Source organism: Pseudomonas pisciculturae (genome assembly GCF_015461805.1).
GTDB lineage: Bacteria > Pseudomonadota > Gammaproteobacteria > Pseudomonadales > Pseudomonadaceae > Aquipseudomonas > Aquipseudomonas pisciculturae.
Genome location: NZ_JACVZE010000002.1, coordinates 692,013 through 703,872, shown reverse-complemented (window position 1 = coordinate 703,872; position 11,860 = coordinate 692,013). Strand labels below are relative to the sequence as shown.

12 protein-coding genes are annotated in these 11,860 nt (G+C 59.8%); 3 read left to right on the top strand and 9 right to left on the bottom strand.

Translation table 11 applies throughout. The features are described from left to right. Positions 1-49 precede the first annotated feature (49 nt). From ICY20_RS08890 to prlC, 7 genes are all read right to left on the bottom strand, one after another. Positions 50-781 carry a carbonic anhydrase gene (locus ICY20_RS08890; protein WP_159961898.1) on the bottom strand — a complete coding sequence of 244 codons (732 nt, stop codon included), beginning with the start codon at positions 779-781 and terminating at the stop codon, positions 50-52. Between the two features lie 227 nt (positions 782-1,008). Next, complete coding sequence (locus ICY20_RS08885) at positions 1,009-2,067, bottom strand: PA0069 family radical SAM protein (protein ID WP_194937300.1); 1,059 nt, start codon at positions 2,065-2,067, stop codon at positions 1,009-1,011. Positions 2,068-2,148: 81 nt separating this feature from the next. After that, positions 2,149-3,399: a cytochrome c gene (locus ICY20_RS08880; RefSeq protein ID WP_194937299.1), complete on the bottom strand. Its 1,251-nt coding sequence runs from the start codon at positions 3,397-3,399 to the stop codon at positions 2,149-2,151. A 12-nt stretch (positions 3,400-3,411) separates the two neighbouring features. Then, positions 3,412-5,196 carry a GMC family oxidoreductase gene (locus ICY20_RS08875; protein ID WP_159961901.1) on the bottom strand — a complete coding sequence of 595 codons (1,785 nt, stop codon included), beginning with the start codon at positions 5,194-5,196 and terminating at the stop codon, positions 3,412-3,414. 2 nt (positions 5,197-5,198) lie between these two features. Further along, entirely contained in the window at positions 5,199-5,942 is a 744-nt protein-coding gene (locus tag ICY20_RS08870) for a gluconate 2-dehydrogenase subunit 3 family protein (RefSeq protein ID WP_159961902.1), read from the bottom strand. Positions 5,943-6,222: 280 nt separating this feature from the next. Next, on the bottom strand, positions 6,223-6,498 hold the full coding sequence (locus tag ICY20_RS08865; protein WP_017528719.1) for a YheV family putative zinc ribbon protein: 276 nt from the start codon (positions 6,496-6,498) through the stop codon (positions 6,223-6,225). Then, on the bottom strand, positions 6,495-8,594 hold the full coding sequence (gene prlC, locus ICY20_RS08860; protein ID WP_194937298.1) for an oligopeptidase A: 2,100 nt from the start codon (positions 8,592-8,594) through the stop codon (positions 6,495-6,497). The genes ICY20_RS08865 and prlC overlap by 4 nt, the downstream gene beginning before the upstream one ends. A 54-nt stretch (positions 8,595-8,648) precedes the next feature. Between prlC and ICY20_RS08855 the strand changes: the two genes are divergently transcribed. Together ICY20_RS08855 and ICY20_RS08850 are read left to right on the top strand one after the other, a co-directional pair. Continuing rightward, the gene (locus tag ICY20_RS08855; RefSeq protein ID WP_194937297.1) at positions 8,649-9,191 is read left to right on the top strand and encodes a gamma carbonic anhydrase family protein; all 543 of its coding nucleotides are present in this window, start codon (positions 8,649-8,651) and stop codon (positions 9,189-9,191) included. Continuing rightward, entirely contained in the window at positions 9,188-9,847 is a 660-nt protein-coding gene (locus tag ICY20_RS08850) for an HAD family hydrolase (protein WP_159961905.1), read from the top strand. Before ICY20_RS08855 ends, ICY20_RS08850 begins: the two co-directional genes overlap by 4 nt. A gap of 100 nt (positions 9,848-9,947) precedes the next feature. On the opposite strand, the gene ICY20_RS08845 is transcribed toward ICY20_RS08850, so the two are convergent. Further along, the gene (locus tag ICY20_RS08845; protein ID WP_194937296.1) at positions 9,948-10,991 is read right to left on the bottom strand and encodes an aminopeptidase; all 1,044 of its coding nucleotides are present in this window, start codon (positions 10,989-10,991) and stop codon (positions 9,948-9,950) included. Between the two features lie 134 nt (positions 10,992-11,125). Between ICY20_RS08845 and ICY20_RS08840 the strand changes: the two genes are divergently transcribed. Further along, the gene (locus tag ICY20_RS08840) at positions 11,126-11,548 is read left to right on the top strand and encodes a PA0061/PA0062 family lipoprotein (protein WP_159961907.1); all 423 of its coding nucleotides are present in this window, start codon (positions 11,126-11,128) and stop codon (positions 11,546-11,548) included. On the opposite strand, the gene ICY20_RS08835 is transcribed toward ICY20_RS08840, so the two are convergent. Then, entirely contained in the window at positions 11,549-11,788 is a 240-nt protein-coding gene (locus ICY20_RS08835; RefSeq protein ID WP_159961908.1) for a DUF1161 domain-containing protein, read from the bottom strand. Positions 11,789-11,860 lie beyond the last annotated feature (72 nt).

Here is an 11,860-nt window from a genome sequence, read left to right as displayed (position 1 = left end):
GCCTGGCTGCATCCATGGCAGCCACCGCTTTACCCGGCAGGGAAGTGTTTTAGAAGCGCGCTTTAGGCGTCGCGGATGGAATCGGCCCTTCGCCGCCTAACGGTCGGAACGCGGACTGGTCAGCATCGTAGGCGCGGATTTCACTGGTCTCGATGTTGTAGATCCAACCATGGATAAACAGCTGACCATTGGCCATGCGCGAAGCCACAGAAGGGTGGGTGCGCAAGTGTTGCAACTGGGCGATGACGTTTTCTTCGGTCAGCACCTTCATGCTCTCGCCTTCATTGGCGCAGTCACAGTTGTCGTGAACCATGGTCTTGGCGACCTCGGCATGCCGCAGCCAGGCTTTGACCGTCGGCATCTTCTCCAGGCTGTCGGGGTTGAGTACTGCGCGCATGGCGCCGCAATCCGAATGCCCGCAAACGATAATGTGCTGTACGCCCAGAGCAAGCACGGCGTATTCGATAGCCGTGGAAACGCCACCGTTCATCTGCCCGTAGGGCGGTACGACGTTACCGACGTTACGGGTCACGAACAGATCGCCCGGAGAGCTCTGGGTGATCAGCTCGGGCACGATGCGCGAGTCGGCACAGGTAATAAACATCGCCCGTGGGCTTTGGGCCGTGGCGAGTTTCTTGAAAAGTTCTTCCTGCTGGGGGAAGACGTCGTGATGGAAATGCAAAAAGCCGTCAACGATATGCTTTAGCGCTGCATCGGCAGTTTCTGCCACTTCAGGGGCTGAAGCCGACGCAGCCAACGGCTGTTTATCCTTATCACTCATGATTCATCCTCGAAATTTATGCAGGGGGAGTGTTCAGGTGCGTTCGACGCCGGGCCAGTGGAATAGTTTTAAACACCACAAACCAGGCCTGCGACTCCTCAGTCACTCGCTGAACAAAGTAGCCGCCGAAACTTAACTCAAACTGAATGAACCGCTCTAGGTCGCGGGCTTCAGCGATGTCAAAACGCGACTATTCCTACAGGAATGGTGCATTCATCTCTATCAGTCTACAACAATGCCATCTGTCTGCCCGGCGGGCAGAACGCCGTGCAATCCAGGTTGAACCCCTCCCGTCGGTTGAGCCCCAGGCGCTTGATCGCCTTGCTGAATCGCTGGGCCAACAGATCGGCAAACGGCCCCTCGCCGCGCATGCGTACGCCGAAGCGGCTGTCATACACCTCGCCGCCGCGCACCTGGCGCACCAGGCTCATCACATGGGCCGCACGTTGCGGGTAATGGGCCGCCAGCCATTCCTCGAACAACGGTGCCACCTCCAGAGGCAGTCGCAGCATCATGTAGGCTGCGCTTTGCGCACCGGCGGCGTGGGCTTCGGTGAGCAGGCTTTCAAGTTCACTGTCATTGATCATGGGGATCATGGGCGAACACAGCACGCCCACCGGGATACCCGCCTCACGCATCACCCGAATCGCCCGCAACCGCGCCTTGGGCGCCGCCGTACGGGGCTCCAGAATGCGCTTGAGCTCGTCGTCCAGGCTGGTAAGGCTGATCATCACCGCCACCAGACGTTGCCGGGCCAGTTCGGAGAGCAGGTCGAGGTCGCGCAAAATCAGCGAGCCCTTGGTGATGATCGTCACCGGGTGACGATAGCGCAGCAGTACTTCGAGGGTTTGCCGGGTGATGGTGTACTCACGCTCGATAGGCTGGTACGGGTCGGTATTGGAGCCCAGGTTGATTGGCGCACACACATAGCCCGGCTTCGACAGTTGCTGCTCCAGCACGTCGGCGGCGTTGGTCTTGGCGATTAGCCTGGTTTCGAAATCCAGCCCTGGTGACATGTCCCAATAGGCATGGCTGGGCCGCGCATAGCAGTAGATACAACCGTGCTCACAGCCCCGATAGGGGTTGATCGAGCGGTCGAAGGGCAGGTCCGGCGAGGTGTTGCGGGTGATGATGGTCTTGGCCGTTTCGACCCGCACTTCAGTGCCTTGGGTCGGCGGCACTTCCTGGTACCAGCCGTCGTCCTCGGCCACGCTGACGGTGGGCGCAAAGCGATTGTGCAGGTTGGTGGCCGTGCCTCGGCCACGGGGCGGCAGCGGAGTAGACATGAAAGCGCCTCGATACTGTTTTTATATACAGTATCGAGGCGCGCGGCTGCTGACCAGTGCCGTTTGGCGGTCAGCACCAGATCAGTGGGTTTCGCGCAGGTCCGCTACATCGCTGGCTTTCACCGGCGCGGCGTTATTGCCCCAACTGCCACGAATGAAACTGACTACATCCGCCACTTCCTGGTCCGACAGGCGCCAGGCGAATGCCGGCATGGTGAAGGTGGACGGCGCCGTGTGAGTCGCCGGCAAGGTACCGCCCTTCAACACGATGTTGATCAACGACGTGGCATCCGCCGACTGCAGCACCGGGTTGCCTGCCAGCGCCGGGAACACCCGGGTGTAGCCATGGCCATCGGTACGGTGGCAGGCCGCGCAGTTGTCGATATACACCGACGCGCCCGGTTTGCTGTCGTCGCCTTTCCACAGCGCTTGGGCCACCTGTTTATCGTATTGGTGCGGCTGGTCCTTGGGATCGACCGCCGGCAGGCTCTTGAGGTAACGCGCGATAGCGGTCAGGTCGTCCTGGGACATGTACTGCATGCTGTGCACGATCACATCGCTCATGCCGCCAAACACCGCGCTGCGATCACTGCGACCAGTCTTGAGGAATTGCACCAGTTGCTCCTCGCTCCAACTGCCGAGACCGTCCTTGTGATCACCGCGCAGGCTTTTGGCGATCCAGCCTTCCAGCGGTGCACTGCCAGACAAGAACGCGCTGCCGTCGGTGGCGCTCAGGGATTTTTCCTGCATGGTCAGGGCCCGTGGCGTGTGGCACGCGCCGCAGTGGCCTAGACCTTCCACCAAGTAGGCACCGCGGCTGATCACAGGGTCGGCGTCGGCCGGTGCCTGGTAATCCGCAACCTCGGGCGCAAACATCCAACGCCACGCAGCCAGGGGCCAGCGCATGCTTAGCGGCCAAGGAATATCACTGTCTTTGTTCTCCTGCGCGACCGGCTCAACGCCCCTCATGAAGTACGCATACAACGCCTGCATATCGCTTTCGCTGACGCGTGCGTAAGACGGGTAGGGCATGGCTGGGTAAAGCGTACTACCGCTCTTGGCGACGCCATGGCGCACGGCCTTGTCGAAGTCTTCGAAGCTGTAATCACCCAGGCCGGTTTTGTCAGGAGTGATGTTGGTGGAATAGATCACGCCAATCGGCGTTTCCATCGGCAGGCCGCCGGCGAAGGGTTTGCCACCCTTGGCAGTGTGGCAGGCCACGCAGTCCCCGGCACGGGCCAGGTATTCGCCCTGTTTGATCATGTCGGTTTCGACGGCGCTCACCGAGCAGCTGCTGAAGAGGGCAACGGTCGCGATAACAAGTGCTTTCATGGTCATCGCTCCTTATGCCTGAACCAGTGGGCCGGGGTTTTTCAAGTACTGCTCGCGGATCGCTCGGGCAGACCAATAGGTCAGCGCCGCCACCAGGCCGGTAGGGTTATAGCCCAAGCCTTGTGGGAAAGCGGACGCGCCTGGAACAAACACGTTGTGTACATCCCAGCATTGCAGGTAGCGATTCAACGCACTTGTCTTCGGGTCGGTGCCCATGATCGCGCCACCGTTAAGGTGGGTGGTCTGGTACGACGCGGTATTGAAATGCTCACCGACTTTCTTGCCGAGCACGGCAATGGCCTTGGGGTTCATCGCTTCGGCGACCTTGCCCATTTTCTCGACCATGAAACGGTTCATCTTGATGTCGTTTTCCTGCCAGTCGAACGTCATCCGCAGCAGCGGTTGGCCATAGGCATCGCGGTAGACCGGGTCTAGATCAAGGTAGTTGCCCCGGTAGGATTGATGGGCGCCGTGGGCGTCCATCGACACCTGGTGGGTGTAGTAATCGGCGGTGGCGCGCTTCCAGGCACTGCCCCAGGCCGGCGTACCCGGCGGGTTGGACGTGCCGGCAATCGGCCGACTGCCTGCCTGGTTGACCCACATGGGCGAGCCGCCCACAAAGCCATGGGGCCCGTGGTCGAAGTTATCCGCGTTGAAGTCATCCATCGCCACGCCGTTGCCGCCTGCACCGATGAAATTGTTGGTGTGGGTGTCCTTGTCGAAGAACGCCTTGATGGTGGCCATGTTCTGGTAGGCGAAGTTACGGCCTACCACGCCTTCATTGGTAATCGGGTCGTAAGGTTTGCCGATGCCCGACAACAGCATCAGGCGCACGTTATGGAACTGGAACGCGCCAAGGATCACCAAGTCCGCTGGCTGCTCGCATTCCCGGCCCTGGGCGTCGACATACGTCACACCCGTGGCCTTGCTCTTGGTGCTGTCGAGATTGACCTTGAGCACGTGAGAATTAGGCCGCAGCTCGAAGTTCGGCACCTGGCGCAGCGCCGGCAGGATGTTCACGTTCGGCGAGGCCTTGGAGTACATGTAGCAAACGTAGCCACTGCAAAACCCACAGAAGTTGCACGGCCCCATCTGCGCGCCATAGGGGTTGGTATAAGGCCCCGAGGTGTTGGCGGACGGCAGGTTGTAGGGCTTATACCCGACGCTTGCAGCCGCTTTCTGAAACAGCTGTGCAGAGACCGTGTTTTTCTGCGCTTCCAATGGAAACGGGTTGGAACGATCCGGTGCATATGGGTTGCCGCCACGACCCTCGCCGACCAGTTGGCCTTTAACGGTCCAGGCTTGACCTGACGTGCCGAAAACTTTTTCGGCGTAGTCGAAAAACGGCTCCAGCTCTTCATAGCTCACGCCGAAGTCCTGGATAGTCATGTCCTTGGGAATGAAGTTTTTGCCGTACCGCTCTTCATAGTGGCTGCGCATGCGCAGCTCAATCGGGTCTACGCGAAAATGCACACCGGACCAATGCAGTCCAGCGCCACCCACGCCGTTACCTGGCAGGAATGCACCCAGCTGGCGGTTGGGCAGGGCGACGTCATTCACGCTATGGCGAATGGTCACGGTCTCTTTGGAAATATCCTGGAAGAGCTTTTTACGCACGCTGTAGGTCAGTTCGTCGATGACCTGGGGATAGTTGCCGTCCGGGTAAGTGTCCTGCATCGGGCCGCGCTCCAGCGCTACCACGTTCAGGCCCGCTTCCGTCAGCTCCTTAGCCATGATCGCGCCGGTCCAGCCGAAGCCTACGATCACCGCGTCTACTTTCTTCATGATGGTCGCCACGTTTATGCCCTCTCGCCGCGGATGGAAACTGCCGGGAAGGGGTATTGCTCGTTGCGTTCAACCCAGTCCATGAAGTCGGCGCGGGCGCCGGGAAAGCCGATCATGGTCCAGCCGACCATGCCTTTGTTGCCACCGTGGATCGGGTCGCAGAAGAAGCCTTCCTTGGTGTTTTGCAGCAACAGGTTGAAGAAAATCTTCGGCGGCACCGCGTCGAAATGCGCAGTCACTTCGCTGCCTCCAGCCTCAAGACGGCGTAACATATCGTCTCGGGTAGCGCTGTCTTGCGCAGCAAAAGTTTTACCGTTGAAGGATTTCGACCAGGCATCCGTCGCGGCAATACCCAGGCGATAAATCTCCTTGGGCACCAATTTGCTCTGCCAACCCATCTCCGGGGCGGCGTCGGCGTTGAACGGGCCTTGCATAAACCACAGCGCGCCACTGGCGTAAGGCGTGTTCATCTGACGGTCGATGTATTCCGGCGCTCCGGCTTCCAGCGCCCCTGGGCCTTGGGCGTCGGCAGGAATCAATTGGGCGACGGCCGCGTTGATAAACGCCCATTCTTCGGCGGTGAAGTAGCTAGGTTCGTAGGCTTTTTCACTCACCACAGGCGCGGCTTGGGCAGGCGCTGGCGTAGCCATCAGCATCGAACCACCAAGGCCCGTACTGGCAACCGTGACCACCGGGATCAAGGTCAAGGATTTGCGCAAAAAGTCACGCCGGGGGTTGTCTTGATCTTGATCAGACATGGGGGCACCTCATCATGTGGTCACGGGTTTGCCAGCCGCTTCTGGGGAGCGACTTGGCAATCAACAGTTACAAATGATAGCAGGCTAAGGATGTAGGGAATCGTTTCACCGACCTAAGTCGAATAAACACGGGCAAAAAAATGTGGGAGGGGCGGTGCGACGATTCGACTTGCCCCCGATAGCAGTGTGTCAGTACCAGATTAACTGGCTGATGCACCGCAATCGGGGGCAAGTCGAATCGTCGCACCGCCGCTCCCACATTTGGTTTTGCGTATTGGCTTTAGTCTTTTTTCAGCTTGGGGTTTGGGAAGAATTGCACCGCCTGAACCTTGGGATCAGCCGGCGCTTTCAGCGCCGAGGTATTGACCCGCGTACCCAATTCCTTGGGCACCGACAAACCCTGGTCATTCAGTGTGTCGGTATAACCGCAGGCCACACACTCGCGGTGCGGCACGCTGTCTTCGGTCCACATCTTCAACTTGTCTGGCTCGCTGCACGCCGGGCAGACGGCCCCGGCGATAAATTGCTTTTTGGTAATCACAGGCCCTTCACTCATGCTGCCGCGTCCTCACTCAGGCCGCTGTGGCGCAAGAGTGCGTCAATTGACGGTGCGCGTCCTCGGAAGTCGACGAACAACACCATCGGCGCCTGCGAACCGCCACGGGCCAGGATGGCTTCACGGAATGCGCGGCCGGTCTCGGCATTCAGCACGCCGTCTTCTTCGAACTTGGAGAAAGCATCAGCGGACAGCACTTCGGCCCACTTGTAGCTGTAATAACCCGCCGCGTAACCGCCAGCGAAGATGTGCGCGAAGCTGTTGGGGAAACGGTTGTAGGCCGGCGGGCGCATCACCGAGACTTCATCGCGAATGCCTTCGAGCACCTGGGCCACGCTGCGGCCATCGCCGTGGGTGGCGTGCAGCTCGAAGTCAAACAGCGAGAATTCCAGCTGGCGCACCATCATCAGGCCGGACTGGAAATTCTTCGCCGCGAGCATTTTTTCCAGCAGGTCCTGAGGCAGCGGCTCACCGCTCTCATAGTGACCGGAGATCAGCGCCAGGCCTTCGGGCTCCCAGCACCAGTTCTCCATGAACTGGCTCGGCAACTCCACCGCGTCCCAGGCCACCCCGTTGATGCCGGAGACACCGGCGTGTTCAACGCGGGTCAACAGGTGATGCAGGCCGTGGCCGAATTCGTGGAACAGCGTAGTCACTTCATCGTGGGTCAGCAGGGCAGGCTTGCCGCTGTCGGCCGGGGTGAAGTTGCACACCAGGTTGGCCACCGGGCTTTGCAGTACGCCGTCGACCTTGCGACGACGGTCGCGTGCGCCGTCCATCCAGGCGCCGCCACGCTTGTTGGCGCGGGCATACAGGTCGAAGAAGAAGCGGCCGACATGCTGGCCGTTTTCCTTGATTTCAAACAGGCGCACGTCCGGGTGCCAGGTGTCGAAGCCTTTTTGCTCGGCGATCTCGATGCCGTACAGGCGCTGCACAATGGCGAACAGGCCGCTCAGCACTTTATCGATGGGGAAGTAGGCGCGCAGAGCTTCCTGGGACACGCTGTAACGCTGCTCACGCAGTTTTTCACCGTAGAAACCGCTGTCCCAACTTTGCAGATCGGCACAACCTTGTTCGGCCGCGTAAGCCTTGAGCTGTTGCAGGTCTTGGGCGGCAAATGGCTTGCTGCGCTTGGCCAGGTCACGCAGGAAGCTCAGCACCTGGTCGCTGGACTCAGCCATCTTGGTGGCCAGGCTCAACTCGGAGAAGGACGCATAGCCCAACAGCTTGGCCAGTTCCTGACGCAGGTCGAGGATCTGTTCCATCACGGGGCCGTTATCGTTCTGACCAGCGTTCGGGCCTTGGTCCGACGCACGGGTGCAGTAGGCCGCGTAGACTTCTTCGCGCAGGGCGCGGTCGTGGGCGTAGGTCATTACCGCGTAGTAGCTGGGGAACTCCAGGGTGATCAGCCAACCATCGAGGCCTTTGGCCTGGGCGGCGGCGGCCATTTGCGCCTTGGCCGAGTCGGTCAGGCCGGCGAGGGTGGCTTCGTCGGTGACGTGCTTGGTCCAGGCCTGGGTGGCGTCCAGCAATTGGTTGGAGAACTTGCTGCCCAGCTCGGAGAGTTTGCTTTGCACTTCGGCGTAGCGCTTTTGCTGCTCCGGCGGCAGGTCGATACCCGACAGGCGGAAGTCGCGCAGGGAATGTTCCAGAATAGTTTTTTGCGCCACGTCGAAGCCGGCCGCTTGCGGGCTGTTGGCCAGGGCTTCAAAGGCCTGGAACAGCTCACGGTTCTGGCCCATCTCGGTGGAGTAGGCGCTCAATGCCGGCAGACAGCCTTCATAGGCTTCGCGCAATTCGGCGCTGTTGCACACGGCATTGAGGTGGCTGACCGGGCTCCAGGCGGCGCCCAGACGATCGTTCAATTCGTCCATGGCCAATACCAGCCCGGCCCATGTAGGGTTTTTACCCTGGCTTTGCAGGATACCTTCGATGGCAACGCGGTTGTCGGCGAGGATCTGTTCAATGGCCGGCTGCACGTGCTCGGCACGGATCGCCGAGAACGGCGGCAGGTCGTAGGACTGCAGAAGAGGGTTGTTCGCGCTCACGGTTGGCACCTTGGCTGAAGAAACATGTAAGAACAAAGATGGGGCCATCTTAATTACAATCAACGCCCACCGCAGCTATCAGCAGATAAGAGAGAGGCTATCGTGACCCTTCGCACCTACCAGAACCACACGCCAACCCTGGGCGCCGGGGCTTTTGTCGATATTTCGGCGGTGGTGATCGGCGATGTAGAAATTGGCACCGACAGCTCGGTGTGGCCGCTGACCGTGATTCGCGGCGACATGCACCACATCCGCATCGGTACGCGCACCAGCGTGCAGGATGGCTGCGTATTGCACATCACCCACGCAGGGCCCTTCAACCCGGATGGTTTCCCGTTGCTGATCGGCGACGACGTGACCATCGCCCACAAAGTCATGCTGCACGGCTGCACGGTGGGCAACCGCATCCTGATCGGCATGGGCAGCATCGTGATGGACGGCGCCGTGGTGGAAGACGATGTGATCATCGGCGCTGGCAGCCTGGTGCCGCCGGGCAAGAAACTGGAAAGCGGTTTTTTGTACGTGGGCAGCCCGGTTAAACAGATTCGCGCCCTGACTGACAAAGAGCGCGCCTTTTTCACCTACAGCGCCGCCAACTACGTGAAGCTCAAAGATTTGCACCTGGCTGAAGGATTCGACCGATGACCCTGCATTACCAAACCGTGCTCTTCGACCTGGACGGCACCCTCACCGACCCACGCGAGGGCATCACCCGCTCGATCCAGTACGCCCTTGGCAAGCTGGGGATCGACGAGCCGGACCTCACCAAGCTCGAACACTTCATCGGCCCGCCGTTGCTGCAAGCCTTCATGCAGTTCTACGACTTCGATGAGGCAAAGGCCTGGGAAGCCGTGAATTTCTACCGCGAGCGTTTCAAGGTCACCGGGCTGTATGAAAACCGCGTATTCGACGGCGTGATGCCACTGCTGGAAGACTTGAGCAGCCAGGGGCGCCAGCTATACATCGCAACGTCCAAACCGTGGGTGTTTGCCCGCGAGATCGCCCGGCATTTTGATTTTTCCAAGTACTTCAAGGTGATCTACGGCAGCGAACTGGACGGTACGCGCACCAACAAGGTCGAGTTGATCGCACACTTGATGAGCGAAGAGGGCCTGGACCCAGCCACCACCTTGATGATTGGCGACCGCAAGCACGACCTGATCGGCGCCCGCTGCAATGGGCTGGACTCGGCGGCGGTAGGGTATGGGTTTGGTAGTTTTGAGGAGTTGAATGCCGAGGCACCGACTTGGCATTTTGAGACGTTGGAGCAGATGCATCAGGCGTTTATGCAGCGACCTTGAGATCGCTATCGGGGGCAAGCCCCCTCCCACAATTGACCGGCGTACACCGTCAAAATGTGGGAGGGGCGGTGCGACGATTCGACTTGCCCCCGATGAGGCCCTAATGGTCAGCACTGAGCAGCTGCCTCAACGCCGCCTTGCGCTCCGCCACCGGCAACCCACCCATCTTCTCCACCGCCGCATAAAACGCCACCCAATCCCCACCCACCTGCGCAAACAACGCCGCAAACGCCGGCACCCACTGGTCATACAGCCCAAACGGCAACAACCTGGCATTGTTCATCGGCTGGTTGATCCAGGCGTCATAACGCTTATCCCCACCCCAGCGACTGTCGCGCATTTGCCGGTAGTCACTGCGCAAGCGCTCGAACTCTGCCGCCTTGGCGCTACGCATCACGTCGGCTGACAGCGGCTGCGCATAGAGTTTCTCCAAGCGTTGGCGAGTATCGAGAACCAACTGGATAAACTCATCACGCTGCTCCACCGCCGCCCCACCGGCCGGCGCCAACCCCCGCGCTGCGCGCCATTGGCGAGTGCCTTCCTGCTCGACGAAGTTGGCGTAAGACTCATTGAACTCGGTGTCATCCTTCACATAGAAGCGCTGGTGCGCCAGCTCATGAAAGATCAACGTGGCGAGACGTTCGTCACCCCAGTTCATCATCGAATTCATGATCGGATCGTTGAACCAGCCCAGCGTGGAATAGGCCTCGACGCCGCCAATCGACACGTCCATGCCTCGCTGCTTCAACAGCGCTGCCTCGCCACGCGCTGCACCCTGGTTGTAATAGCCGCGATAAGCCACGCAGCCCGCGATGGGAAAGCAATGGTTTTCAGGAGAGAGGGAAAACTCCGACGTGGCGAACACATTCCAGACTACGTAAGGGCGGCCAATGTCGGCGTACAAGCGGTAACTCTGGTTGTCGGGCAAGTGCAGGTGTTCACTGGCGAAGGTGCGTGCCTTCTGAGATTGCGCCAGATGATCACGCAACAATTGCGGCCGGGACGGGTCGGCGATGACCTCAAAAACCGGCTCCCGCGCCCGTAACAATTGCCACTGGCCGCTGGCCAACTGGCTGTAATAACTGACGCTGGAGCATCCGCTGAGCAGCACAATCACCAACCCTGGAAGAAAACGCCTGACCATGCACCGACCGCCCTTGGGTAATTTGCTGCCAGACTATCGCGAGCACTCGGGACTTTTCTACGCGATGTGGTGTTTATACTCATAGGGAGCCTGCCTGGTCGGGCTCAATTTTTTCCTTCCCTTGAGTGTCCGCCATGCGCCAGCTCTTGCTTCCCATCACTGCCCTGTTTCTCAGCGCATGCGCTTCGACCCCACTACCTCCGGTCGACCCGCAGCAGGCCTGGGTTGATTTTGCGACGCCGACACCGGGCGCCAAACTGGTGATGGCTCAGCGCCTGGACGGCAAGAACCTTAGCGATGGCAGGTACTTCCAGATGCCGCCTGGCAGCCATGAACTGATGGTGCGTTTTGATTACGAGGTGCCAGCAGGTAGCAGTTTCGGGGGGCTAGGGCAGACAGCCGAACGTACCTGTTTCATGACCTTGCAGTACGCAAACTTCCAGGCGGGCCAACGTTATGTGTTGGAAGGGCGCTCGCTGGGCTTCACGCCTAACATTCGGCTGTACAACGCGGCACGCCAACTGCTGGCCGAAGAGCGCAGCTTCAACTGCCTCTGATCAGTCGTTGTTCTTCTGATAGATGATGGCTTTGGTGCCGTTCTCACAGCTGCCGACCACCATGGCTACATCATGTTTGTCAGCTTCTTCCTTGCTGACGATTTCCAGGGTGTAGGACGGCACAGCGTTAGCCTGGATCTTGACCTCGATCTCTTTCTTGAGCTCTTCACAGTCTTTAGGCGCGGCCACGGCCGAAGTGGCCAACACACCGCAGATGATCGCCAAGGCAAAACGTTTCATGTGTGAAGCTCCCTGAATGCACTGCGCACGGGTGTGCGCCTAGGCAGTAATGGCTATTCGACCACAGTTTGT